Source organism: Streptomyces sp. CA-294286 (assembly GCF_050947155.1).
Classification (GTDB): Bacteria; Actinomycetota; Actinomycetes; order Streptomycetales; family Streptomycetaceae; genus Streptomyces.
In genome coordinates, this window is record NZ_CP192005.1 from 1,807,516 (window position 1) to 1,831,528 (window position 24,013).

Sequence of the window (24,013 nt, forward strand, 5' to 3'; positions counted from 1 at the left end):
GTCTGTCACCTCCTTTCGCTGAGGATGCGAACCGGGCCTGGAGTGCCGGTTCCGAGCGCCATCCTCAACGGCCCTCATCCAGCCGGAATACCGCGCGGACGGCGCGGCGCGCATACGGCGCGCATACGCCGACGTCCCGGGGACCGCGGGGGTGCCTGACCGCCTCGTCGGCTCCGCTCGGGTCACGCACGAGCGGTCGTGATCCCGTCCGCCCGGTCACGCACGAGGGGTCGTGATCCCGGCGGCTCGCCATCGGTACCGCCATCGGTACCGCCACCGTCACCGCCGGATGCTCACCCGACGCCTTGTTTCCCCCGCGTCCCCGCGATCAGTGCCGTGGCGGCGCAGCACGCCGTGAGGGCGATGGCTGCCGCCGCCGTCGCGCCCCAGCGGTCGAGTACGGCTCCGGCCACGGGGTTGGCCACCGCGGAGGCGGCGGTGGTCGTGGCGGCGATCCAGCCGAAGGCCTCGGCCCGGTGTGCGTCGCCCGCGAAGTCGGCGACGCTGTCGTAGAGGGCGGCGAGGGCGGGCGGGATGACGGTGCCGCCGAGGGCCAGGGCCGCGGCGACGGCCCAGACGGTGCCGCCGCCGAACCGCTCGGAGAGGGCGGGAAGCAGCAGGGCCACGCCGACGGTGACGAGGACGAGCCGGCGCCACAGTACGGCCGCGCCGGTGAGCCAGAAGGTGGCGGCGAGACCGCCGGCGGCCGAGGCGATGGCCCACACGCCGGTGAGGAGGCCGCCGAGTTCGGGGGCCCCGCGGGAGTGCGACCAGGAGATGAGGACGAAGTCGACGACCGAGAAGCCGGCGATCAGGACGGTGACGGCGGCGATCGCGCGTACCGCCGCGGGGTTGCGCAGCAGCGAGCTGCGGCCGGGCGGGGTCCTGCCGTCCGGCTCGGAGCCGGGGGTGCGCACGGGGGGCGCGTCGACACCGGCGCGGCGCACGGCGCGCGCGAGGCCGAGTCCGCCGAGTGCGGCGAGCGCTCCGCAGACGGCGACGGAGGCGCGGGGGCCGACGACGGCGATGCACAGCGACGCGGCTCCGGGGCCGGTGACCAGGACGAGCTCGTTGACGGTGGCCTGGAGGTTGTACGCGCGCTGCCGCAGGGTGCCCGTGGCGAGCTGGGCCACCTTGCAGCGCGAGACCTGGGTGGACGGCGGGCAGGCCAGGCCGACGACGAAGGCGACACCGGCCAGCGTCTGCCAGCCGGCGGCCTCGGGTACGGCCGCGAGGCCGACCAGCCCCGCCCCGTACAGCAGGGAGGTCCAGACGAGGATGCGGGCGGCGGGTCGGCGGTCGACGGTGCGCCCGCGTATCGGTCCGGTGATGCCCTGGCCGAGGACGAGTGCGCCGGTGACCAGGCCGGCGGTGGCGTAGGAGCCGGTGTTGTCGGCCGCGACGACCAGGAGCGCGACGAGGGTCGCCGACAGGTGGAGGCGGCCGACGAGGCTCCAGCCGAGCAGGGACAGCAGGGCCGGGGCCCCGGCGAGCTCCTTGAAGGGGCTCGCCGGGCGCTCCGGTACGGGCGTGGGGGCCGCGGCGGTCATGACCGCAGGGCGCCGCGCCTGCGGTGCCAGTCGGTGACCGCCTCGCACCAGGCGTCGAGTTCGGAGGCGAACAGCGCCGCGTAGTGGGCGACGAACTCCTCGCCGAGGAGGCGGGCCGGCAGCTTGGACGTGGAGAAACGTTCCAGCGCCTGCCAGGGGGTGGTGGCGAGGTGATCGAGCGTCTCCCCGGCGGGCGGTGCCGGAAGGTCGTCCTCGATGCCCGACAGCCCGGCGGCCAGCAGCGCCGCGACGACGAGGTGCGGCTGTGCGTCGGCGCCGGGGAACCGGCATTCCAGGCGCAGCGACGGCCCGCTCCCGACGAGGCGTACGGCGGCCGTGCGGTCGTCGGCGCCCCAGCGGACCCGGGTGGGTGCGAAGTCCCCGGTGCGCAGCCGGACGTAGGAGTTGGTGGTGGGAGCCCAGAGAGGGGTGAGGTCGGCGGCGGCGCGCAGCACCCCGGCGAGGAACGAGCCGAGCAGGCGGCTCGGGCGCCGCGGGTCGGTGCCGTCGGCTCCGAGGTTGTCGCCCGCCAAGCTGTTCAGGGAGAGGTGGACGTGGCACGAGCTGCCCTGTCCGGGGCCTTCGGCGGCGAGGTAGGAGGCCTGGACGGAGTGCCGGGCCGCCGTCTGCCGGACGAGGGTCTGCTGGATCATGGCGTCGTCGCAGGCCGCCAGTGCGTCGCGGTGCCGCAGGACGATCTCGTACTGTCCCGGGTGGCATTCGGCGCGTGCGGACTCCACGCCGAGGGCCGCCTCGCGGAGGGTGGCGCGCACGTCGCGCAGCAGCGGGGCGAGCGCTTCGGTGCCGCCGAGGGCGTAGTCAATGCCGTGCCCGGTGAGCGGTGTGCCGTCCGCGCGGTAGAAGGTGACCTCGTGTTCGAGGCCGACGGAGGGCACGATGCCGCGTTCCTCGGCCGCCGTGAGCTGCGTGCGCAGGGCGGTGCGCGGGGCGACGTCGACGGGGGAACCGTCGGGCCAGGCCGCGTCGCAGACCACGTACCAGCTGCCGTCCTCGCCGGGCTGGGGCGTGAGGGTGGCCGGGTCGGGGTGGAGGACGAGATCGCCGTACGCGTCGTAGTAGCGCTGGAGTTCGGGGGCGGCCACGGTGCCGCGCTCGACGGTCCAGGCGTAGAGGTAGGTGCACGCGCCGTAGCCGTCGTCGAGTACGGAGTCGAGGGCGAATCCGCCGTCGAGGTCGACGGCCGCGAACCGGCCGTGCGGGTCCGGTGCGAGCAGGGTGAGCCGGTCCGGCGCCCGGTCGGCGAGTGCGGCGCGTGTCCGGTCGGCCGCGCGGGCGCGGTCGGCGAGGGTCCGGGGGCCGGCCGGCCGCTGCCAGAAGGCAGCGGCCGGCTGCTGGGCGTCGTTCACCAGGCGCCCTCCGGATCCGGGGCGGAGAGCGGGTTGGGGACGCGGCCGAAGCGGACGTCGAACTCCTCGTCGCGGTCGACGCGCTCGAAGCCCTCGCCCGCGAGGTGCTCGCGGTTCAGGCAGACGCGCTCGACGTCCGGGGCGAACAGGTCCAGGTCCGGGTAGCGCTTGGCGTCCTCGGGGAAGCGGTCGGCGTACGCGCGGATGACGGTGCGGACCTGCTCCCACATCTCGGCGCGCGGGTAGCCGAAGTCGTCGTGCGCGATCTCGGCGAGGAAGCGGATCTGGCCGGAGAAGACGGACGAGAACAGCGACTGGGCCATCAGCGGGGCGGGCCAGCGCAGCATGTCCTTGCGCGCCTCCTCCGCCAGGGTGTCGTGGACGGGCAGGTCGGCGTCGACCAGGTCCACGCCCTGCGCGAAGTCCTTGATCATGACGCGGAGGGGGCGGCCGTCCGGGTCGGTGATGAGGACGAGGTTCTGGCTGTGCGGGCAGTAGGCGACGCCGTAGCGGTACAGCCAGTGCAGCAGCGGGGTGAGGATGAGGTCGTAGAGCTTGCCGAACCATTCCTGCGGGGTCATGCCCGAGGTGGTGATCAGGTGGGCGACGACGCTCCGGCCGTCGTGGTCGCGGTACGGGAGGGTGGCGAGCGAGATGGCCCGCTCGTTCTCGCCGACCCGGGTGCGCAGCGGCTCGCGCCACAGGACGCCGAGCGTCTCGTGGAAGCGGTAGGGCAGCTCTTCGAGCGAGCCGAAGAGGGGGTGCGTGACGGAGACGGCCGCGACCTCGCCGAGGAGGTCGAAGCGGTACTCGTCGCGCAGCAGCGCGTCGCTCTCGTGGATCGACAGCAGCCACTCGGTGACGGCGGGGCCGGCGAGCGTGGCGGCGGAGTTGAGCCCCCGGTAGACGAGGGTGTTCCGCACGGAGCAGGCCGTCTTGACGTCGCGCCGGGTGGGGTGGGCGACGTTGGCGAGGGTGCGCACGGTCTGGTGGGGCACGTAGGTGTCGGCCGAGTCGCCGAGGAGCACGATGCGGCCGGTGGCTATCTCGGCGGCGTACAGGGTGCCGACGATCTCGTCCCACTGCCAGGGGTGGATGGGCATCCAGACGTAGTCGGCGGGGTCCGCGCCGGTTGCCGCGAGGCGCTCGGCGAACTCCTGGCGGGTCGCTTCGTCGAGCTCCTCCGCGAGCAGCGTCTTCTCGTCGAGGCCGGCGACGGAGCGGAAGCTGGCGAGGTCGCGGTGGACGGCGGTCCAGCGGACGGCGAAGGGGTTGCGTGCCTCGGGGGCGAGGCGGGCCCGGTCGGCGGCGGAGAAGCCGACGCGGCCCTTGTTGACGACGATGCGGGGGTGGCCGGTGAGGTGGCCGTCGGCGAGGTCGTACGGGAGGGCCGCCAGCTCGGCCGCCGTGATGGGCCGCTCCAGGCGCATCGCCTCGTTGGCGACGGTGGCGGTGAGCTCGCTGAGCACGTCGGCGAGGCGCATGCCGCCGAGGCCGAGGACGGTTCGGGCGTCCGTGACCAGGATGCGCGGGTCGTCCGCCGGGGCGTGCCCGTCCGGGGTGTGGCGGGTGGCGGAGCCGGGGGTGACGACCCAGCAGCGGAAGGCGCCGTGGCGGGCCCGGAAGCGGTAGCTGACGTCGCCGGGCAGGTCCAGGCGCCAGGCGGGGTCGGCGCCCTCGGTGACCGGGCCGGTGTCGGCGACCGGCTCGAAGAGGTACTCGTAGGAGAGTTCTCCGAGCATCTTCTCGGTGATCAGGCTTCCGGCCCGCTTCCAGGCGGCGGCCTGCGGTGATGTCTGCACGGTCACGAACGTCCTCCGACGGTGGTGCTTGCGGTGAGCTGGTGGTCGCGGCCCCCGGCGGAGGTGCCGCCGAGGCCGAAGGTGGTGAAGGCGGTGCGCCGGGGCAGCGGGTAGGTGTCCCGGCCGGTGAGGGCGTTGAGGATGACGGCGCTGCGCCAGGCGGCGAGGCCCAGGTCGGGGGCGCCGACGCCGTGGGTGTGGCGTTCGGCGTTCTGCACGAAGACGGAGCCGGTGACGGTGCCGTCGAGGACCAGGCGCTGGTGTGCGTCGACCTGGTGGCGTCCGGCGGCGTCGTGGGAGACGTACTTCGCCAGCGGGGCGAGCAGCGTGTCGACGGGCCGCTCGCGGTAGCCGGTGGCCAGGACGACGGCGTCGGTGGTCAGGTGGGCGCGGGTGTCCTGCTGGCCGTGCTCCACGGTCAGTTCGATGCGTCCGCCGGTGCGGGAGCCGCCCTGGACGGCGACGCCGGGGGTCAGGGTGACGTCGGGCCAGCCTCCGTCGACGGTGCGCCGGTAGAGCTCGTCGTGGATGTCACCGAGCGTCTCCTCGCTGACGCCCTTGTAGAGCTGCCACTGCGCGGGCAGCAGCCGGTCGCGGGTCTCCTCGGGCAGGGCGTGGAAGTAGCGGGTGTAGTCCGGGGTGAACTGCTCCAGGCCGATCTTGCTGTACTCCATCGGCGCGAACGCCGGGGTGCGGGCGAGCCAGGTCAGCCCCTCCGCGCCGCGCGGCCGTGCCCGCAGCAGGTCGAGCAGGACCTCCGCCCCGGACTGGCCGGAGCCCACGACGGTGACGTGGCGGGCCGCGAGCAGCCGGTCGCGCTGGGCCAGGTAGTCGGCCGAGTGCAGGACCAGTGCGCCGGGATCGGCCGCAAGCTCGCGCAGCGGCTCGGGAACGTGCGGCGCCGTACCGACGCCGAGGGCCAGGTGGCGTGCGTACGTGCGGCCCACGGCCTCGGCGTCGCCCGCCGCGTCGAGACGGGTGAAGTCCACCTCGAACGCGCCGCGTTCGGCGTCCCAGCGGACGGTGTCCACCTGGTGGCCGAAGTGGCAGGACGCCAGCTGTCCGCTGACCCAGCGGAGGTAGGCGTCGTACTCGGCCCGGTCGATGTGGAACTTCTCGGCGAAGTAGAACGGGAAGAGCCGCTCGCCGGTCTTGATGTAGTTGAGGAAGGACCAGGGGCTGGTCGGCTCGACGAGGCTCACCAGGTCCGCGAGGAAGGGGACCTGGAGGGTCGCGCCCTCGATGAGCAGGCCGGGGTGCCAGCGGAAGGAGGGCCGCTGTTCGAGGAAGGCCGAGGTCAGGCCGGGCACCCCGTCGGCGAGGGCGGCCAGGGACAGGTTGAACGGCCCGGTGCCCACCCCCAGCAGGTCCAGGGGTGCGGTCTCGGCTCCGGGGATCATCTGGGTCCTCCGTGGGTACGTTGGGGGGCGGCCTGGCCGGGGGACGTCTGCCGGTGGGTGCGGGGGCCGCCGACGTCGCGGGAGACGGGCGTCGGGTGCTCCGCGACGTGTCGCAGCAGGGGTTCGAGGTCGGCCGGCCGGGTCCGGGGGTGGAGCAGGGTGGCCTTGAGCCACAGGCGGCGCGTGCCGTCCGCGTCCTCGGCGACCGCCCGTCCGAGCACGGCCCGTCCGTCGAGCAGGAGGCGGCGGCGGACCTCCGCGACGAGCGCGTCGCCGTCCTCGTCCGGCAGCGCGTCGGCGGCGGCCGGCCTGAAGAGCACCGTGCTGATGCCGATGTCGCCGGGGCGGCGGCGCAGTGCGGGGTCGGCGTCGATACGGCGTGCCAGTTGCGCGGCGGTGTCGACGCAGTGCTCGACGAGGGCGCCGAGCCCGTCGCGGCCGAGGGCGCGCAGCGTGGCGGCGATCTTCAGCGCGTCGGGACGGCGCGAGGTGCGGATGGAGCGGCCGAGGAGGTCGGGCATTCCGGCCTCGGTGTCGTCGTCCGCGTTGAGGTAGTCGGCGGTCAGCGAGAGCGGCCGGAGGGTGTCGGCGTCGGCGACCGCGAGGACGCCTGCGGCGACCGGCTGCCAGCCGAGCTTGTGCAGGTCGAAGGTGACCGACACGGCGGACTCGATGCCCTCCAGCCGGGGGGCGAGCCGGTCGCTGAACAGCAGGGGGCCGCCGTAGGCCGCGTCCACGTGCAGCTCGGCGCCGTGGGAGGCGGCGACCTGGGCCAGTTCGGGCAGCGGGTCGATCAGTCCTTCGTCGGTGGTGCCGGCCGTGGCCACGACGAGGGCGGGTGCGTCGTCGAGGGCGACCAGGGCCCGGTCCAGGGCCGCGGGCACCATGCGTCCGGCCCGGCACTCGACGGTGACCGGTGCGGGCAGGCCCAGGATCCAGGCGGCGCGGGCGACGCTGTGGTGGGCGTTGGCGCCGCAGAGCACCTGCACGGGGCGTGCGCCGGCCGCGCGGGCGCGTTCCCGGGCCAGCAGCAGGGCCACCAGGTTGGACTCGGTGCCGCCGCTCGTGATGAGGGCGTCGGGTGCGGTGGCGCCGGGGTAGACCAGCGCGGCCAGTGCGGCGGTCGTCCGCTCCTCGACGACGGCGGCGGCGGGCGCCTGGTCCCAGGAGTCCATCGAGGGGTTGAGCGCGGAGGCGGCCAGGTCGGCGGCGGCGGCGACGGCGAGCGGCGGGCAGTGCAGATGGGCGACGCAGGCGGGGTCGGCGGGGTCGGCGGCGCCCTCGGCGACGGCGCGTACGAGCCCGTACAGAGCCGTCTCGGCGCCCACGCCCCGCTCCGGCAGCAGCGGGGTGCACACGGCCAGGACCCGCTCGGTGACCGCGTCCGGGCCGCCGGGCGGCAGCGGTCCGCCGCGTGCGGCGGCCCCGTCCGCCAGCGCGCCGAGTACGACGGTGGTCAACGACCGCAGCGCGCCGGGACCTTCGGTGCCGCCGGCGACGGCGGTGGAGAGGCGGTCCGCGGCGTGCTGACGGGCGGGGGCCTGGCTGTCAGGGGCGACCCGTCCTGCCGAGGAGTGGCCGTCCAGCGCGGCCGGATCCGCCGGGGCGGGACCGTCCGGGGCGGGACCGTCCGGGGCGGGCAGATCCGCCGAAGAGCGGCCGTCCCGGGTGTGGTTGCCCGGGTCGGGCCGGCCCGTGGTGGCGTGGCCGTCCGGGACGTGGACGCCCGGGGCGAGCAGATCCGCAGCGGTGGGACCGTCCGGGGCGTGGCAGTCCGTAGCGAGGATGCCCGGGGCGTGCTGGTCGACGGTGGTCCGTCCGGGAGTCGTCATGCGGCGTGCTCCGTGTCGCGCAGGGCGTCGGCGATGCGTGCCAGTACCGAGTCGGCCTCGATGTCGCTGAGGATCAGCGGCGGCAGCAGCCGCAGCACGGAGTCGTCGCGACCGCCGAGCTCCAGGATCAGACCGTGGTCGAGGCAGGCGGCGCGCAGGGCCTTGGCGAGGGCCGGGTGCGGGGGGAGGGACCCCAGACGGTCGGGTGCGCCGTCCGGGTCGACGAGTTCGACGCCGATCATGAGGCCGCGGCCCCGGACCTCGCCGAACACCGGGTATTCGGCGGCCAGTTCGCGCAGCCCCTGCCGCAGGCGTTCGCCCAGCTTCTCGGCGCGTTCGGTCAGCTGCTGCTCGGCGACGGTCCGCAGGGTGATCTCCCCGGCCACCATGGCGAGGGTGTTGCCGCGGAAGGTGCCGGTGTGGGCGCCGGGCTGCCAGGTGTCCAGGTCCGCGCGGTAGGCGATCAGGGCGAGCGGCAGGCCGCCGCCCACCGCCTTGGACGTGACGAGCACGTCGGGGGTCACGCCGGCCCGTTCGCAGGCCCAGAAGTGCCCGGTGCGGCCGATGCCGGTCTGCACCTCGTCGATGATCAGGAGCACGCCGTGCGCGGCGGTGATCCGGCGGACCTCGCGCAGCCAGGCGTCGGGGCCCTCGACGACGCCGCCTTCGCCCTGGACGACCTCCAGGATCACCGCGGCGGGCTTGTCGACTCCGCTGCTCGGGTCCGTGATCAGGTGCTCCAGCAGCCGGGCGGAGAGCACCCCGGCCTGTTCCGCGCCGACGCCGAACGGGCAGCGGTAGCCGTACGGGTAGGGCAGGCGGGTGACGGCCTGGGAGTCCGCGGGGCCGCCCGCGCGCATTCCCTCGGGGCCGGACACGGAGGCCGCGCCGAGCGTCATGCCGTGGTACGCGCCGGTGAAGGCGACGACGCCGCGGCGACCGGTCGTCTGGCGGGCGAGCTTCAGCGCCGCCTCGACGGCGTCGGTACCGGCCGGGCTGCAGAAGTGCAGCCGGGCGTCGTCGCGCAGGTCGCCGGGCAGCCGGTGGAGCAACTCGGTGCTGAAGGTGTCCTTCTGCGGGGTGATCATGTCCAGGCTGTGCAGCAGGGCGCCGGAGCCGAGGGTCGACTGGAGCGCCGCGACGACCTCGGGGTGGTTGTGCCCGAGGGCGAGCGTACCCGCGCCCGAGAGGCAGTCCAGGTAGGTGCGTCCGTCGACGCCCGTGACGACGGCTCCGGCCGCCTTGGCCGGCGCGACGGGCAGGGTGCGGGCATAGGTGCGAGCAGAGGACTCCCGCCGTGCCTGGCGGTCGAGAAGTGTGGCGCGCAGCATGGCGGTCGTGCCCTTCGTCGTATGCAGAACGCGGTTAGGTTAGCCTAACCTTCGTCTTTCGTGAAGAGCTGTTCCGGACGTCGTGCCCGCCGCGGGGAATGCCGACCCCCGCGGCGGCAGCACGACTTGAGGCGACGTCACACGGTGGCCTCCAGCCGGTCGCGGTCCCGGCCGAGCGGGATGACGAGCAGGGAGCCGCTCTCCTCGTCCCGCCGCACCCGGGCCCGCAGTCCGAAAACCTCCCGCAGCAGGTCCTCCGTCAGGACGTCCTCGGGCGCCCCCTGGGCCACGATCCGGCCGTCCTTCATCGCCACCAGCCGCTCGGCGTACCGCGCGGCCAGGGCCAGTTCGTGCAGCACCATCACGATGGTCCGCCCGGTCTCCCGGTGCAGCTCGCCGACCAGCTCCAGGACGTCGATCTGGTGCGCCAGGTCCAGGTGGGTGGTCGGCTCGTCGAGCAGCAGCATCTCGGTGTCCTGGGCCAGCGCCATGGCGATCCACGCGCGCTGGCGCTGACCGCCCGACAGTTCGTCCAGCGTCCGCTCGGCCAGTTCGTACGTGCCCGTCCGGCGCAGCGCCCGTTCGACGGCCCTCTCGTCGTCGGAGGACCAGCGCCGGTACCAGGTCTGGTGCGGGTGGCGGCCGCGGGCCACCAGGTCGGCCACGGTGAGCCCCTCGGGGGCCGTGGGCGACTGCGGCAACAGGCCCACCAGACCCGCCACTTCCCTGGTGGGCATCGCGTGGACCGAGGTGCCGTCGAGCAGCACCCGACCGCTCAGGGGCTTGAGCAGCCGGCCGAACGAACGCAACAGCGTCGACTTCCCGCACCCGTTGGGGCCGATCACCGCGGTGACCGAGCCGTCCGGGATGTCCAGGTCGATGCCGTGGACGACGGTCCGGTCGCCGTAGCCCAGGGTGAGCCCTTCGGCCCGCAGCCGCACGGCGGGCTGCCCCGGTCCCGGCTCTGCGAGGTCCTTGATGTCGACCGTCTCCGTCATGTCCTTTTGGCCTTTCCGCTCCGGGCGAGCAGGTAGAGAAGGTAGGGGGCGCCGAGCGTCGCGGTGAGGATGCCGACGGGCAGCTCGATGGATCCGAAGGCGGTACGGCCCAGCACGTCGGCCCACACCGTCACCGCCGCCCCGAGCAGGGCCGAAGCGAGCAGTGGCGGCGTGCCGGTACGCAGCAGCCGCACCGCCAGCTGGGGGCAGGCCAGCGCCACGAAGGCGACCGGACCCGCGGCGGACGTCGCGGTCGCCGTGAGCAGGACCGCCGTCACCAGCAGCGCTGCGCGCGCGGCGTCGATCCGTACGCCCAGTCCGCGGGCGGTGTCGTCGTCGAAGTTCAGCGCACCGAAGGGGAAGGACAGCACCAGCGCGACGGGCAGCAGTACGAGCAGCGCCCAGCCAACCGCACGGGCGTTGTCCCAGGTGCTGGCGTTGAGGCTGCCGGTCAGCCAGAGGATGGCCCGCCCCGCGTCCACGATCGAGGCCTTCACCAGCAGCCAGGAGATCAGACTGGAGAGAACGGCCTGGACGCCGACGCCGACGAGCAGGACCCGGTAGCCGGACAGCCCGCGCCGTACGGCCAGGAGGTAGACGAGGACGGCGGCCAGCAGCCCCCCGATCACCGAGGCGGCCGGTACGCCGATGTCGGCGAGCGGGCCGCTGACGCTGCCGTACTCCCCGCCGAGGACGATGACCGCCACCGCGCCCGTACCCGCGCCCGCGGTGATGCCGAGAATGTCCGGACTGGCCAGCGGATTGCGGGAGATGCCCTGCACGATCGCCCCGGCCAGCCCGAGCGCGGCGCCGACCAGCGCGCCCACCACCGAGCGCGGCATGCGGAATTCCAGCACCACCATGCGGGAGGCGAAGTCGCCGCCGCCGAACAGCACGTCGACGACTTCCGGCACGGAGATCGGGTAGTCGCCGCGGCCGGTGTTCACCACGATCGCCGCGAACAGCGCGAGGACCGCGGCGAGGGGGACGAACACGTCCCGCGCGCGCCAGACCCCCGAGACGGGGCCGATCCTGACGGCCTTGCGGCCCGGGACGGACGACGGTTCGGGGGGTCTGCGCGTGGTCGGCTCGGCGGACGGTTTCAGCATCGACGGTGTCCCTTGGTTCGCGTCGTTCACAGTCGCACCGGCTTGCGGCGGCGTACGAGGTAGATGAAGACCGGTGCGCCGATGAACGCGAGCATGATGCCCACCGGAAGCTCCCCGGGCTTGGCCACGACCCGGCCCAGGACGTCCGCGCCGACCATCAGCACGGCGCCGAGCAGCCCCGCGTACACGAGCACCCACCGGTAGTCGGGTCCGGTGTAGGCGCGGCCGATGTGGGTCGCCATCAGGCCGACGAACCCGATCGGCCCGCAGGCCGCGACGGCGACGCCGGTGAGCAGGGTGATCGCGGCCATCCCGGTCAGCCGGGTGAGTGCGACGCGCACTCCGAGGGCGCGTGCGATGTCCTCGCCGAGCGAGAGGGCGTTCAGTCCGCGGGCGTTGGCCGCCGCGAGGAGCAGGCCGACGGCGACGAACGGCAGCATCTGGAGCGTGATGTCCGCCGGCCGTCCGGCGACCGATCCGACGGTCCAGAACCGGTACGTGTCCAGGGCCTGCTCGTCGAGGACGAGCATGCCCGCGGTGAGGGCGGTGAACAGCGCGTGGATGGCGGCGCCGCCCAGCGCGAGAGTGACCGGCGTGGCGCCGCCCCGCGCGTACGTGCCGACGAGATAGACGGCGGTGGAGGCGAGCAGCGCCCCGGCGAAGCCGAACCACACGTAGCCGTACAGCGTGGTGACGCCGAGGAAGAAGATGGCGCCGGCGACGAACATGCCCGCGCCGGCGCTCACGCCGAGCAGGACCGGGTCGGCGATCGGGTTGCGGGTGTGACCCTGCATCAGCGCTCCGGCGACGCCGAGGGCGCATCCGGCGACGACGGCGAGGGCGGTCCGCGGAAGCCGCAGCGAGCGGATGATGATGTCGCCCTCGGTGCCGGTCGCGCTCCACAGCCCGTGCCAGACCTGTTGCAGGCTCAGGGACTTGGTACCGAAGACGATGCTCAGCAGGATCGCCGCCACCAGCATCCCGGACAGCACGAGCAGCCCCAGCAAGTGTCGCCGGGCATGACGGAGCGCCACGCCGCGTGGTGCCTCCGTGGACGGGGGCGCAGGTAGCGCTTGGGTCACGATCTCCTCCGTGGCCGAAAACATTTAGTTAGGTGAGCCTATCCTTGCATCGCTCTGGTCAGTGAAGAAGGGATCCGCCCATGAAAACCCGTTGGGTCAGCCGTTTCAGCCGTACAGCCACCGCCGCCGCCATCGCCGTGGGTCTGCTCGCCACCGCCGCCTGCGGCGGCGACGCGGACAAGAAGAACGACAGCAAGGACGCCAAGTCCCCGGCGGCTTCGGACTCCGCGTACCCTCGCACGGTCACGCACGCCATGGGCTCGGCGGAGCTGAAGACGCAGCCCAAGCGGGTCGTCGCTCTCGACATGACCTTCGTGGACGCCTCCCTCGCACTGGAGGCCGAGGTCGTGGGCTTCACGACCCTGTCGGGCGGCGGGGACAAGCTGCCGGCCTACTTCGGCGCCGACACGCAGAAGTTCGCGCCGAAGGCCACCCCGGTCGGCACCCTTGAGGAGCCCAGCCTCGAAAAGATCATCGCACTGAAGCCCGATCTCATCCTTTCGGCCAAGGTCCGCCACGAGAAGCTGTACAAGCAGCTCAGCGGCATCGCTCCCACGGTCTTCTCGGAGACCACCGGCGGCACGTGGAAGGACAACGTCCAGCTCGTCGGCAAGGCCCTCGGCAAGGAGGACCTGGCCAAGCAGAAGGTCCAGGACTTCGAGAAGCGCGCCAAGACGATCGGCGACTCGGTCCGCAAGGCCGAGGGCGCCAACCCCGAGGTGTCGGTGGTCCGGTTCGTCGACGGACCGACCCGCATCTACAAGGAGGACACCTACGCCGGCGTCATCGTGAAGGACCTCGGGTTCGGCAAGCCGGCGGCCGCGACCGGCACCGGCTTCAACACGGAGATCTCCGACGAGGAGATCAAGAAGATGGATGCCGACGACATCTTCATCTCTCTGTACGCCGACGAGGCGGGCCTGAGCAAGAAGACGAAGGAGAAGTTCCAGGCGAACCCGCTCTGGAAGCAGCTCAAGGGCACCATCCACGAGGTCGACGACAAGATCTGGATGAGCGCCGTGGGCCTGTACGGCGCGAACGCCGTGCTGGACGACGTCGCCAAGGCGTACAAGGTGGACGCCGCGAAGGCGTAACCGCCGGACGGAACACGGGCTGTGGGGCCGGGCGACGTCCGGCCCCACAGCCCGTTCCCCTGCTCGCTCCGGCTCGGTGGGTGCCTGCCGTCCGTCAGCGCGAGAGCCGCGGGCAGGTGTCGCAGACCTCGTCGGGGCGGATCGTGTAGAAGAAGCAGCAGCCGGCCCGCGTACGCGTCGCCTCACCGGCCGGGTCCTCGGAGGCACGGAACCCCGCGCGGCCGGAGTACGGGGCCGTGCCGCCGGGCAGCAGTGCCTCGGCGGCTTCGACGGCCGCACGCCGATCGCCCAGTACCCGCCCCAAGTGCCAGATCCCCTCGGCGAGTTCGTCGGTCGCCATGCCCCACAGCGCGCGGTCCCCGCGGCGCATCACCGGCCGGAACGCGTCCAGGACGGGGGCCAGGTGAGCGGCCACGGCAGCGCGCAACTCCGCCCGCAGCGCCTCCTCGTCGGCGACGGTACGCACTCCGGGCGACTGTGCGGCGGGATCCCCGGGCAGACAGCTCACGCCCTCCGCCCCGGCCACCGCGATCGCGCGCGTCCGCCAGTCGTAGGCGACCGCGTCCGGCGTGAGCCGCGGCACCCTGCGGTCCAGGTACCAGGGGCCGCTCATCGCGAGCACAGCGGTGAACGCGTACCGGTGCAGCACCCAGGTGGCGGCGACGTCACGCCGCGCCCGCACCCCGTAGACGTCCCGGATGCGCAACTCCTCGGCCGCGACGAGCAGCTCCAGCACGCCCTCGTCCTCGGCCAGCCGCCGCGCGGTGATCCAGCCGCCCTCCGGCCCGGGAGACCCCGCTTCGATGTCCAGCAGCGGGGAGGCGGTGCGCAATCGGCGGTAGACGTCGGCAAGCAGCGCGGTACTTCGCATGGGGGAGGTGACTGCGAGTGGCATGCGCATCCCTAATCATTAGGTAAGCCTTCCCTCATTATTACCAGCTGCCCCGTCACGGCAAATCAAACCCACCCACCCCGTGCGCCCCAGGGGCGACCCACGGCGGTGACCAGGGCGGCACCTCGCCGCGTGACCCCCGTCACGACCAAGCGATTAGTTGAAACTTAACCTAAAACGGGGGTACGGTATCGGCATCGCTTGATCCACCGCACATCCGGAAGGCACGACGCATGTCCCTCGTTCTTGACCCCGCCGCCCAGGACCTCCTCTTCCGCGAGGCCCGCACCGCCAACACGTTCTCCGACGAGCCGGTGACCGAGGAGCAGGTCCAGGCGATCTACGACCTGGTCAAGTACGGCCCGACCGCGTTCAACCAGTCGCCGCTGCGCATCACCCTGGTCCGCTCCCCCGAGGCCCGCGAGCGCCTCGTGGGCCTGATGGCCGAGGGCAACCGGCCGAAGACCGCCACCGCCCCGCTGGTCGCCATCCTGTCCGCCGACAACGAGTTCCACGAGGAGCTCCCGGCGCTCTTCCCGCACTTCCCGCAGGCCAAGGACGCCTTCTTCGCCGAGCGCCCGGTCCGCGAGCAGGCCGCCCTGGTCAACGGCACCCTCCAGGCCGGCTACTTCCTCATCGGCGTGCGCGCCGCCGGTCTGGCCGCGGGCCCGATGACCGGCTTCGACTTCGCGGGCGTCCAGAAGGAGTTCCTGGACGACGACCACACCCCGCTGATGGTCGTCAACATCGGCAAGCCGGGCGAGAACCCCTGGTTCCCCCGCTCCCCGCGCCTGGCCTACGACGAGGTCATCACGACCGTCTGAGCACGAGCGGTACACAGGGGCCGTCGCACCGGAGGGTGCGGCGGCCCTTCCCGTACCGGCACCGGAGGGCGCGGCGGCCCTTTCCCGTACCGGCACCGGAGGGCGCGGCGGGCCTTCCCCGTACCCGCCCCGGAGGGCGCGGCGGCCTTTCCCCGCCCCTTCCCGCACCCGGGGCGACCGCGTCCGCTAGGACTTCTTCGGCTCCGGGGACCCCGTGGGCTCCGACCGGTGCGGCTTCAGGGCGGCGGCCATCTCCGCCAGCCGCTCGTCCGACGCCGTGCCGAGGACGACCGTCGTGGCGTTCTTGTCGGTACGCACCAGGGCGTCGTACTTCTCGCCCTTCCAGACCTGCCAGGTCGCACCGCCGGCCTGCGTGGTCCGGCCGCTGTCCTTCGCCGAGAAGGTGACCTTCGGCACGTACTTCGCGGGGTCGGCGGTGGACTGCTCGACCGCGACGTACTCCGAGTCCGGGTCCAGGAAGCCCAGGTGCCAGGCCTTGTTCTCGTTGCCGCGGTACGTCACCGAGGTCGCGCGCCACTCCTCGGGCAGGCCCTGCGGGGCGAGCACCGGGTAGGGGGCGGAACGCTGTGCGGTGGTGATTTCGACGCGGTAGTCGACCGTCTTGAGGGGGTCGGCGTCCTCGTCGTGCGGGATCACGGTGTAGACGAGGGCGACCACACCGCCGATGACGGCCATCGAGAGCACCATGTCCCGGATCTTCTGATTGCCACGCTTCGCTGCTGCCACGCCTCCATGGTCCCCCATCGGCCCGCGGCCCCCGCCATCGGGCGGCCGTCGGCGGGACGTGCCGGACATGCCGCTCATACGTGCCCCGCTCTGCTCATTTTGTCGATGTACGGATAGAGTCACAGGACCGTCCTCATCCTGGTTTCCGGGCCCTCCCGGTACCTCCACCGGCCGTCGCCGCCGTAGCCCGTACAGAAAGGTGCGCACCCGATGACCGAGCACCAGCTCCCCTCACCGCTCGATGTTCCCGCCGAGGCCCCCGACCGCAACCTGGCCCTTGAGCTCGTCCGCGTCACGGAGGCCGCCGCCATGGCCGCCGGGCGCTGGGTCGGCCGCGGCGACAAGATCGGTGCGGACGGCGCGGCGGTGAACGCCATGCGCACCCTCGTCTCGACCGTGTCCATGAACGGCGTCGTCGTGATCGGCGAGGGCGAGAAGGACGAAGCGCCGATGCTCTTCAACGGGGAGCGGATCGGCGACGGCACCGGCGCCGAGGTCGACATCGCGGTGGACCCGATCGACGGCACGACGCTGAACGCGAAGGGCATGCCCAACGCGATCGCCGTGCTCGCGGCGGCCGACCGCGGGACGATGTTCGACCCGTCGGCGGTGTTCTACATGGACAAGCTGGTGACGGGCCCCGAGGCCGCCGACTTCGTCGACATCAACGCACCCGTGTCGGTCAACATCCGCCGCGTCGCCAAGGCCAAGAACTCCACCCCCGAGGACGTCACGGTCGTCATCCTGGACCGTCCCCGTCACGAGGGGATAGTGAAGGAGATCCGGGAGACCGGCGCCCGCATCAAGTTCATCTCGGACGGCGACGTCGCCGGTTCGATCATGGCGGTACGGGAGGGCACCGGCGTCGACCTCCTGATGGGCATCGGCGGCACCCCCGAGGGCATCATCAGCGCCTGCGCCATCAAGTGCCTCGGCGGCACCATCCAGGGCAAGCTCTGGCCCAAGGACGAGGCGGAGCGTCAGCGGGCCCTGGACGCCGGTCACGACCTGGACCGCGTGCTGCACACCACCGACCTGGTCAGCGGCGACAACGTGTTCTTCGTCGCCACCGGCATCACCGACGGCGAACTCCTGCGCGGCGTCCGCTACCGCTCGGCGACCGCCACCACGCAGTCGCTCGTCATGCGCTCCAAGTCGGGCACGATCCGCCAGATCGACTCCACGCACCGCCTCTCGAAGCTGCGCGCGTACAGCGCGATCGACTTCGACCGCGCGAAGTAACCCGCCGCGCACACCACTGGGGGCGGCTTCCTCTGTGCAGAGGTGGCCGCCCCCAGTGGTGTGCGTGAAGCGCGCTCAGCCCGCTATGCGCTGGTCGCCGGCCCCGGGGGCCGCCTTCAGCTCCATCTCGCGCCTGCGCCGACGGGCGAGCACCACGCGCCGTTCAGCGGCGGTGAGGCCGCCCCAGACGCCGTACGGCTCCGGCTGGAGCAGGGCGTGTTCCCGGCACTCGATCATCACCGGACAGCGGGCACAGACCCGCTTGGCGGCCTCCTCGCGGGCCAGCCGGGAGGCGGTCGGCTCCTTCGACGGGGCGAAGAACAGCCCGGCTTCGTCCCGGCGGCACACCGCCTCCGTGTGCCAGGGGCCGGCCTGGTCCCGCTGATCACGGACCGGTACCGGCGCGCGCTGCGCGGGCACGGCGGCGACCTGCAAGGACTGATGCGGCGGTTGCAGCACGGTCTACTCCTGACGACGGCTTCGCGAGCGAGCGACGATGCGCAGTCCCTACCCGCTGTGCCGACGCCTATGCACAGGGTTTCGAACCATGTCCAGTACGCGTCAAGGAAGCCGCCGTCCCGATTGTCAGTGTCCGAGGTGTTTGCGCAGACGATCGTGCAGGTCGGCGATGAGCTTGCCGCGCTTGGGCTTCGCCTCGATGTTGCCGAACACGGAGTATCCGTTGACGACGACGACGGGCGCCTCGGGGTCGGCGGCCTCCAGCGTACGGACCTCGAAGTTGCCGAGGATCCCGTTGCCGTTGCCGCGCAGCGTGATGTTCTCCGGCACGCGGACCTCGACGTTGCCGAAGACCGCGGTGGCGTCGATGGTGGTCAGGCGCTGGGAGAACAGGGCCTCGGTGAGGTCGATCTCGACGTTGCCGAAGAACGCGAAGGCGCGCGTGCGGGGCGCGATGCGCCAACGGCCCTTGCGGGTCGAGCTGCTGAGCACGGCGACGAGGCTGTCGGTCACCGGCAGACCGTCGACTCCGGTTCCGTGCGGGTCGTACGCCGCCGCGGGGGCACCGCCGGGCGAGGACCGGCGGCTGTCGCCGGGGGCGGGCAAGTCCCGCACCAGAGGCTCCAGTTCGGCCTGCGTCTTGGCCCGGTAGAGGGCGTCGACGCGCTCGCCGTGCTCCTCGGCGTCGAGACGGCCCTCAGCCATGGCGTCCCGCAGGATGTCCGCGACGCGGTCGCGATCGGCGTCGGAGGCACGGAGCGGGACCCGCTGTCCCGTCGGGTCGGACGCGCTGGACTGAAGGGGCGACTGAGGCTTCTTTTCGAGGTCCACCTCCCCACCGTACCGAAACGCGATAGATCGCGACTAGGGGGCGAAGCCCACCGGCTTCCGTCCGGGGCCGGCCCGGCCCCGGACGCGGGTGAGGCCGACCTCACCCGCGGCCCGCCGCCCGCGCGTCATACGCTGGTGGGCGCGGTGCGCCAACGGAGGCGTGGGCCGCTGTCCGCCTGCCTAGTGAGGGATTGGCCGTAATGCCAGAGTTCGAGTACTCCGATCTGCTGCCGCTGGGAGAGGACTCCACGCCGTACCGGCTGGTGACCTCCGAGGGTGTCTCCACCTTCGAGGCCGACGGGCGTACGTTCCTCAAGGTCGCACCCGAGGCGCTGCGCACCCTCGCCGCCGAGGCGATGCACGACATCTCGCACTACCTGCGCCCCGCCCACCTCGCCCAGCTGCGCCGCATCATCGACGACCCGGAGGCGTCCGGGAACGACAAGTTCGTCGCCCTGGACCTGCTGAAGAACGCGAACATCGCGGCCGCGGGCGTCCTGCCGATGTGCCAGGACACCGGCACGGCGATCGTCATGGGCAAGCGCGGACAGAACGTGCTCACCGAGGGCGGGGACGAGGAGGCGCTGTCGCACGGCATCTTCGACGCCTACACCAAGCTGAACCTGCGGTACTCGCAGATGGCCCCGCTGACCATGTGGGACGAGAAGAACACGGGCTCGAACCTGCCCGCGCAGATCGAGCTGTACGCGACCGACGGCGGCGCGTACAAGTTCCTGTTCATGGCGAAGGGCGGCGGCTCCGCCAACAAGTCGTTCCTCTACCAGGAGACGAAGGCGGTGCTCAACGAGTCCTCCATGATGAAGTTCCTGGAGGAGAAGATCCGGTCGCTGGGAACCGCCGCCTGCCCGCCGTACCACCTGGCGATCGTGGTCGGCGGCACGAGCGCCGAGTTCGCCCTGAAGACCGCGAAGTACGCGTCCGCGCACTACCTGGACGAGCTGCCGTCCGAGGGTTCGCCGACCGGGCACGGCTTCCGGGACCAGGAGCTGGAGAAGAAGGTCTTCGAGCTGACGCAGAGGATCGGGATCGGCGCGCAGTTCGGCGGCAAGTACTTCTGCCACGACGTGCGCGTGGTGCGGCTGCCGCGGCACGGGGCGTCGCTGCCGGTGGCCATCGCCGTCTCCTGCTCGGCGGACCGCCAGGCCACCGCGAAGATCACCGCCGAAGGGGTCTTCCTGGAGGAGCTGGAGAAGGACCCGGCGCGGTTCCTGCCGGACACGACGGACGAGCACCTGGACACCGAGGACGAGGTCGTCCGGATCGACCTCAACCGGCCCATGGACGAGGTCCTCGCCGAGCTGACCAAGTACCCGGTCAAGACCCGGCTCTCGCTCACCGGCCCGCTGGTCGTCGCCCGCGACATCGCGCACGCCAAGATCAAGGAGCGGCTGGACGCGGGCGAGGAGATGCCGCAGTACCTGAAGGACCACCCGGTGTACTACGCCGGTCCGGCGAAGACGCCCGAGGGCTACGCCTCCGGTTCCTTCGGCCCCACGACGGCCGGGCGGATGGACTCCTACGTCGAGCAGTTCCAGGCTGCGGGCGGCTCCAAGGTGATGCTGGCCAAGGGCAACAGGTCGAAGCAGGTCACCGAGGCGTGCGGCACGCACGGCGGTTTCTACCTGGGCTCCATCGGCGGCCCGGCGGCCCGCCTCGCCCAGGACTGCATCAAGAAGGTCGAGGTCGTCGAGTACGAGGAGCTGGGGATGGAGGCCGTGTGGAAGATCGAGGTCGAGGACTTCCCGGCCTTCGTCGTGGTCGACGACAAGGGCAATGACTTCTTCACGGCACCGGCGGCGGCGCCGCTGGTGACGAGCATCCCGGTGCGGGGGCCGGGGATGGCTTAGGGGTTGTCGGGGGGCCTTCGGGCCTGCCCCCCGACAGCCCCCTTGGGCGCCGGGGCCGCAGGCCGTCCTCCCCTGCCCCCTTGGGCGGCGGGGCCGCTCCCCCGGGGCGGAACGGTCGGGCAAGGGGGCGGCCCCCCACCGAAGGCGCACCCCCGCCCACGCCCCGCCACCCCCGCACGCCCCGCCCTCACACGGCGGGGGCAAAGCCCAAGGGCCGGCGGAGTGCGGCCCCGCCGCCCGAGGGGAACTGACGCAGGGCGTGTGTCACGGGGTCGGGCGGGTGATCGCGGCCAGCATGCCGAGCATGCTCTCCCGGCCGTGGCCCGCGGCGACCGCTCGGTCCGCGACGTTCTGGGCCGCCCGGAGCACCGTCGCGTCCAGTCCGGCCTCCTCGGTGGCGTGGGCGATGTGGTCCATGGCGGTGGCGGCCGAGGCGAGGTCGCTCTCGTCGCCCGGGTACTCCCCCGCGTCGGCGTCCTTCGCCAACTCGTCGACGAAACCGGTGACGAGGTTCCCGATGTCCTTGGCGAAGGGGGCCAGGTCGGTCGCGGCCACCCCGTACGCGCGGGCGAGCCCGAAACTGTGCACGAGTCCGCTGATCGACGTCCACCACAGGTCGAGGAGGGCCACCTCGTGGGAGGCGGCGCGTGTGGGGTCCGCGCCGAGGTGGGTCGCGGTACCGCCGAGAGCGCCGAGGGTGGCCCGGTGTGCCTCGTACGCGTCGGCCGGCCCGCTGTGGAGGAAGACCGCGTGCGGGGTGCCGATGGTGCCGGTCGGGGTCATGATCGCCCCGTCGAGGTAGGCGACCCCGCGTGACTGCGCCCAGTCCGCCGCCTCGCGGGCGCGGCCGGGGGTGTCGGCGGTGAGGTTGACGACCGTACGGCCCCTGAGCGCGTCGCCCGCGGTGTCCAGGATCGCGAGGGCCGCTTCGTAGTTGAGGACGCAGACGACGACCAGGTCGGAGGCGTGCACCGCCTCGGCGGGGGTGGCGGCGCGCACGGCCCCCGCGGCGACGAGGGAATCAGCCCGGGACGCGGTGCGGTTCCATACGGTGGTGGGATGTCCCGCCGCGAGGAAGGCACGGGCGAGGGCCTGACCCATGGGGCCGAGCCCAAGGACGGTGACGGGCGCTTTCACGGAGGCGTCTACGGCGTTGTCAGTGGTGGCGTTCATGATGGATTCCAGACGTGGCGAAGGCATGCGTGGTCATGGCGTGCGGGCATGCGGAGACGAGGGGTGGGTGTTGAGGTGAAGAACCTGCCGTACCAGTGCGGGTTGGACGCGGCGATCGACGTCGTCGACGGCAAGTGGAAGGTGTTGATCCTGTGGGCGCTGCACGAGAGGCCGCGCCGTTTCGGGGAGACCCGGCGGGAGCTTCCGGGCATCAGCGAGAAGGTGCTCACCGAGCAACTGCGTGAGCTGGAGGCCGACCTGGTCGTGCACCGGGAGGTGTACGCGGACACGGCGGTGCCGCGCGTCGAGTACTCCCTGACGGAGTTCGGACAGGAGTTGAACGAGGCACTGGCGCCGTTGGGCGCGTGGGGTCAGCGTCGTCTGCTCAAGCTGGCCGAACTGGACGAGAGTGAGAGGGAGTTGAGCGGGGTGGCGTCCTCGGCTTCCGGGTAGGGGGCGGGGATGTCCCCAGCCTCCCCCCGGCGGGCGGGACCTTCAAGTACGCACAAAGAGGTGGGTGGTTACCCGCATGTAAGGACGCGCGGAGGTCCGAGCATCCGCGCCCGTCCGTGCCTCCGCACCCGTCCGTGCCTCCGCGCGTCCGTGCCTCGCGCCGGGGTCCGTCGCGCCGTCTCCGCGTCCGCACCCCTCGCGCCCGCCTCCCGCGTCCGGGCGGCGGTCCGCGCACCACAGCGGTCCGTGCACAACGCACAACGGCGGTCCGCGCACAACGGCGGTCCGCGCACGACGGCGAGCGGCCCCGGCGCCCTCCCCGCGTGGGTGCGGGAAGGCCGCCGGGGCCGACAGGGCGCCGGGGCGCAGCGAGGGCCGCGTCCCGTCACCGGAGGTTCTTCCGCTCCTGCTCCCGAGGCAGGGGTCAGGCGAACTGCTGGCCCGCCGAGCCGTCGCAGGCCCGCAGTCTCAGCGGGTCCTTGGCGGCGGACAGGGTGACGCACAGGTTGCTCGCGGCGGCCGGACGCAGCGTGCTGCCCTGCCGTACGAACTGCTGGTTGGCGGCTCCCGAGCAGTTCCAGACCACCAGTCCCGCGCCGGGCTCGTACTTGGCGCCGGGCACGTCCAGGCAGCGGTCGTGGCTCAGTTCGGTGCGCAGCGACTTCTGGGCGGTGTCGTACCACCAGCCCTGGTTGCGTCCGCCGTGGCAGTCCCAGCCGCCGACGGCCGTGCCGTTGCGGGTGACGGAGGCGGGCACGTCGACGCACGTGCCGGTCCCGGTGTTCCTCAGCGGTTTGTACGCGTCGTCCCACGCGCCGGGGGTGAGGACGGCGTTGCCCGTGGACGCGGGGTCGGCGCAACCGGCTTCACGCAGACCGGAGCGGTAGAGCTGGGTGAGGCAGGAGGCGAAGGCGGCGTGGCCGCGGATGTTGGGGTGGAAGGACTGCCGGACGGAGTTCTCGTCCGGCAGGCCCGGCTTGGAGAGGTCGATGTAGAGGCCGCGCGCCCAGGCGTCATCCATGCAGACCTCGTGGCCGTGGAAGAGGCGCGAGTTGTCGAGGTAGGTGGCGCCGGTGGAGGCCGCGGCCTTGCGGATGCCGCGCTCGAAGGCGGGGACGGCGATGTTGCGGCCCCAGGCGGTGTCGGAGTCGTAGCCGAGGCCGCCGCAGGCGACCTTGCCGGGGAAGCGGGGGTTGTCCTTGAAGTCGGGGCCGATGGGGCTCGGGTAGCTCATCACGACGAGCTTGTAGTCGGAGTCGGCGTACCCGGCGCCGGTCATGGTCGTCCGCAGGTCGCGGACGGTCTGCTCGACCTTGGGCACGAGCCCGTCCACGCGGGCCTGCCAGCCGGCGGCGTACTTGCTCTCGCACGGGCCCTGGAGGGTGAGGTACCGGACCACGCAGTCGGTCATGACGGGGCCGAACTGGAGGTCGTCGTTGGCCCCGGCGACCAGCAGCACCATCTTGATCTTCGTGTTGCGGGCCTTGATGGCGAGGCTGTCGCTCTGTACGAGCTCGTCGGCGTACTGCTTGCTGCCGCCGATCCGGATGTTTCCGGTGGCACCGCCCGAGCAGGAGACGTTGTACGTCACGTCCGCGGGGATGGCGGTCCGGTGGATCGCGGCGTCCGGCGAGCGGTGGCACCAGTTCGTGGGCCCGTTGGTGGGCGGTTCGTAGGTGCCGACGCCCTCGCCGGAGATCTCGCTGTCGCCGAGCGAGATGAGCCCGGTCTTCCGCTGGTCCATGGGCCGTTCGGCGGGGCTGCCGTACAGCTTGGTCGCCTCCGCGGCGCGGATGGCCTCCAGTTCGGGCGGGAGGGGGGTGGACGGTGCGGCTGCCCCGGCCATGCCGTCGTCGGCTGCGGCGGCGGTGGTCGCCGTCATGCCGCCGACGGCCACCGCGAGTGCGGCGGTCACGGCGAGAGTGCTGCGGAATCTGAACCTGGTGCGCGGCATTGCGC

Annotated in this window: 20 protein-coding genes; 5 read left to right on the forward strand and 15 right to left on the reverse strand. The window is 72.6% G+C overall.

Annotated features, from left to right (window positions below; translation table 11 throughout):
• Positions 1–293: 293 nt before the first annotated feature.
• From ACQPZG_RS12560 to ACQPZG_RS12600, 9 genes are all read right to left on the reverse strand, one after another.
• Positions 294–1,550, reverse strand: coding sequence for an MFS transporter (locus ACQPZG_RS12560; protein ID WP_433545889.1), 1,257 nt, complete (start codon positions 1,548–1,550; stop codon positions 294–296).
• Positions 1,547–2,917, reverse strand: coding sequence for a glutamine synthetase family protein (locus ACQPZG_RS12565; protein ID WP_433545890.1), 1,371 nt, complete (start codon positions 2,915–2,917; stop codon positions 1,547–1,549). The genes ACQPZG_RS12560 and ACQPZG_RS12565 overlap by 4 nt, the downstream gene beginning before the upstream one ends.
• Entirely contained in the window at positions 2,914–4,725 is a 1,812-nt protein-coding gene (locus ACQPZG_RS12570) for an IucA/IucC family protein (protein WP_433545891.1), read from the reverse strand. The genes ACQPZG_RS12565 and ACQPZG_RS12570 overlap by 4 nt, the downstream gene beginning before the upstream one ends.
• Positions 4,722–6,119, reverse strand: coding sequence for a lysine N(6)-hydroxylase/L-ornithine N(5)-oxygenase family protein (locus ACQPZG_RS12575; protein ID WP_433545892.1), 1,398 nt, complete (start codon positions 6,117–6,119; stop codon positions 4,722–4,724). The genes ACQPZG_RS12570 and ACQPZG_RS12575 overlap by 4 nt, the downstream gene beginning before the upstream one ends.
• Positions 6,116–7,951, reverse strand: a complete 1,836-nt coding sequence (locus ACQPZG_RS12580; protein ID WP_433545893.1) for a pyridoxal phosphate-dependent decarboxylase family protein — start codon at positions 7,949–7,951, stop codon at positions 6,116–6,118. Before ACQPZG_RS12580 ends, ACQPZG_RS12575 begins: the two co-directional genes overlap by 4 nt.
• Entirely contained in the window at positions 7,948–9,282 is a 1,335-nt protein-coding gene (locus ACQPZG_RS12585; protein WP_433545894.1) for a diaminobutyrate--2-oxoglutarate transaminase family protein, read from the reverse strand. The genes ACQPZG_RS12580 and ACQPZG_RS12585 overlap by 4 nt, the downstream gene beginning before the upstream one ends.
• A gap of 137 nt (positions 9,283–9,419) precedes the next feature.
• On the reverse strand, positions 9,420–10,280 hold the full coding sequence (locus ACQPZG_RS12590) for an ABC transporter ATP-binding protein (protein WP_433545895.1): 861 nt from the start codon (positions 10,278–10,280) through the stop codon (positions 9,420–9,422).
• Positions 10,277–11,389 carry a FecCD family ABC transporter permease gene (locus tag ACQPZG_RS12595; RefSeq protein ID WP_433545896.1) on the reverse strand — a complete coding sequence of 371 codons (1,113 nt, stop codon included), beginning with the start codon at positions 11,387–11,389 and terminating at the stop codon, positions 10,277–10,279. The genes ACQPZG_RS12590 and ACQPZG_RS12595 overlap by 4 nt, the downstream gene beginning before the upstream one ends.
• A 26-nt stretch (positions 11,390–11,415) precedes the next feature.
• On the reverse strand, positions 11,416–12,495 hold the full coding sequence (locus ACQPZG_RS12600; RefSeq protein WP_433545897.1) for a FecCD family ABC transporter permease: 1,080 nt from the start codon (positions 12,493–12,495) through the stop codon (positions 11,416–11,418).
• 56 nt (positions 12,496–12,551) lie between these two features.
• Between ACQPZG_RS12600 and ACQPZG_RS12605 the strand changes: the two genes are divergently transcribed.
• On the forward strand, positions 12,552–13,565 hold the full coding sequence (locus tag ACQPZG_RS12605; RefSeq protein ID WP_433545898.1) for an ABC transporter substrate-binding protein: 1,014 nt from the start codon (positions 12,552–12,554) through the stop codon (positions 13,563–13,565).
• Between the two features lie 94 nt (positions 13,566–13,659).
• Here ACQPZG_RS12605 and ACQPZG_RS12610 read toward each other — a convergent pair whose 3' ends face one another.
• A complete protein-coding gene (locus ACQPZG_RS12610) occupies positions 13,660–14,460 on the reverse strand; it encodes a (2Fe-2S)-binding protein (RefSeq protein ID WP_433545899.1) in 801 nt (266 codons plus the stop codon).
• A gap of 230 nt (positions 14,461–14,690) precedes the next feature.
• Between ACQPZG_RS12610 and ACQPZG_RS12615 the strand changes: the two genes are divergently transcribed.
• Entirely contained in the window at positions 14,691–15,281 is a 591-nt protein-coding gene (locus ACQPZG_RS12615; RefSeq protein ID WP_433545900.1) for a malonic semialdehyde reductase, read from the forward strand.
• 186 nt (positions 15,282–15,467) lie between these two features.
• Here the strand turns inward: ACQPZG_RS12615 and ACQPZG_RS12620 are convergent, their stop codons facing one another.
• Positions 15,468–16,046, reverse strand: a complete 579-nt coding sequence (locus ACQPZG_RS12620; RefSeq protein WP_433545901.1) for a DUF4245 domain-containing protein — start codon at positions 16,044–16,046, stop codon at positions 15,468–15,470.
• 192 nt (positions 16,047–16,238) lie between these two features.
• Here ACQPZG_RS12620 and glpX point away from each other — a divergent pair, with 192 nt between their 5' ends.
• Positions 16,239–17,270, forward strand: a complete 1,032-nt coding sequence (gene glpX, locus ACQPZG_RS12625; RefSeq protein WP_433545902.1) for a class II fructose-bisphosphatase — start codon at positions 16,239–16,241, stop codon at positions 17,268–17,270.
• Between the two features lie 75 nt (positions 17,271–17,345).
• Here glpX and ACQPZG_RS12630 read toward each other — a convergent pair whose 3' ends face one another.
• A complete protein-coding gene (locus ACQPZG_RS12630; protein ID WP_433545903.1) occupies positions 17,346–17,729 on the reverse strand; it encodes a WhiB family transcriptional regulator in 384 nt (127 codons plus the stop codon).
• A 126-nt stretch (positions 17,730–17,855) separates the two neighbouring features.
• Entirely contained in the window at positions 17,856–18,560 is a 705-nt protein-coding gene (locus ACQPZG_RS12635; protein ID WP_433545904.1) for a DUF1707 SHOCT-like domain-containing protein, read from the reverse strand.
• Between the two features lie 200 nt (positions 18,561–18,760).
• Here ACQPZG_RS12635 and ACQPZG_RS12640 point away from each other — a divergent pair, with 200 nt between their 5' ends.
• Positions 18,761–20,428, forward strand: a complete 1,668-nt coding sequence (locus ACQPZG_RS12640; RefSeq protein WP_433545905.1) for a fumarate hydratase — start codon at positions 18,761–18,763, stop codon at positions 20,426–20,428.
• Between the two features lie 264 nt (positions 20,429–20,692).
• On the opposite strand, the gene ACQPZG_RS12645 is transcribed toward ACQPZG_RS12640, so the two are convergent.
• Positions 20,693–21,601, reverse strand: coding sequence for an NAD(P)-dependent oxidoreductase (locus ACQPZG_RS12645; protein ID WP_433545906.1), 909 nt, complete (start codon positions 21,599–21,601; stop codon positions 20,693–20,695).
• A gap of 63 nt (positions 21,602–21,664) precedes the next feature.
• Between ACQPZG_RS12645 and ACQPZG_RS12650 the strand changes: the two genes are divergently transcribed.
• The gene (locus ACQPZG_RS12650; protein WP_433545907.1) at positions 21,665–22,054 is read left to right on the forward strand and encodes a winged helix-turn-helix transcriptional regulator; all 390 of its coding nucleotides are present in this window, start codon (positions 21,665–21,667) and stop codon (positions 22,052–22,054) included.
• A 424-nt stretch (positions 22,055–22,478) separates the two neighbouring features.
• Here the strand turns inward: ACQPZG_RS12650 and ACQPZG_RS12655 are convergent, their stop codons facing one another.
• Positions 22,479–24,008: a ricin-type beta-trefoil lectin domain protein gene (locus tag ACQPZG_RS12655; RefSeq protein ID WP_433545908.1), complete on the reverse strand. Its 1,530-nt coding sequence runs from the start codon at positions 24,006–24,008 to the stop codon at positions 22,479–22,481.
• Between the last annotated feature and the right edge of the window lie 5 nt (positions 24,009–24,013).

Coding starts and splice junctions, on each gene's coding strand:
- ACQPZG_RS12595 (WP_433545896.1), bottom strand. CDS start 11,389: ATGCTGAAACCGTCCGCCGAGCCGACCACGCGCAGACCCCCCGAACCG.
- ACQPZG_RS12640 (WP_433545905.1), top strand. CDS start 18,761: ATGCCAGAGTTCGAGTACTCCGATCTGCTGCCGCTGGGAGAGGACTCC.
- ACQPZG_RS12585 (WP_433545894.1), bottom strand. CDS start 9,282: ATGCTGCGCGCCACACTTCTCGACCGCCAGGCACGGCGGGAGTCCTCT.
- ACQPZG_RS12645 (WP_433545906.1), bottom strand. CDS start 21,601: ATGAACGCCACCACTGACAACGCCGTAGACGCCTCCGTGAAAGCGCCC.
- ACQPZG_RS12580 (WP_433545893.1), bottom strand. CDS start 7,951: ATGACGACTCCCGGACGGACCACCGTCGACCAGCACGCCCCGGGCATC.
- ACQPZG_RS12605 (WP_433545898.1), top strand. CDS start 12,552: ATGAAAACCCGTTGGGTCAGCCGTTTCAGCCGTACAGCCACCGCCGCC.
- glpX (WP_433545902.1), top strand. CDS start 16,239: ATGACCGAGCACCAGCTCCCCTCACCGCTCGATGTTCCCGCCGAGGCC.
- ACQPZG_RS12620 (WP_433545901.1), bottom strand. CDS start 16,046: ATGGGGGACCATGGAGGCGTGGCAGCAGCGAAGCGTGGCAATCAGAAG.
- ACQPZG_RS12655 (WP_433545908.1), bottom strand. CDS start 24,008: ATGCCGCGCACCAGGTTCAGATTCCGCAGCACTCTCGCCGTGACCGCC.
- ACQPZG_RS12610 (WP_433545899.1), bottom strand. CDS start 14,460: ATGCCACTCGCAGTCACCTCCCCCATGCGAAGTACCGCGCTGCTTGCC.
- ACQPZG_RS12600 (WP_433545897.1), bottom strand. CDS start 12,495: ATGTTTTCGGCCACGGAGGAGATCGTGACCCAAGCGCTACCTGCGCCC.
- ACQPZG_RS12615 (WP_433545900.1), top strand. CDS start 14,691: ATGTCCCTCGTTCTTGACCCCGCCGCCCAGGACCTCCTCTTCCGCGAG.
- ACQPZG_RS12575 (WP_433545892.1), bottom strand. CDS start 6,119: ATGATCCCCGGAGCCGAGACCGCACCCCTGGACCTGCTGGGGGTGGGC.
- ACQPZG_RS12590 (WP_433545895.1), bottom strand. CDS start 10,280: ATGACGGAGACGGTCGACATCAAGGACCTCGCAGAGCCGGGACCGGGG.
- ACQPZG_RS12560 (WP_433545889.1), bottom strand. CDS start 1,550: ATGACCGCCGCGGCCCCCACGCCCGTACCGGAGCGCCCGGCGAGCCCC.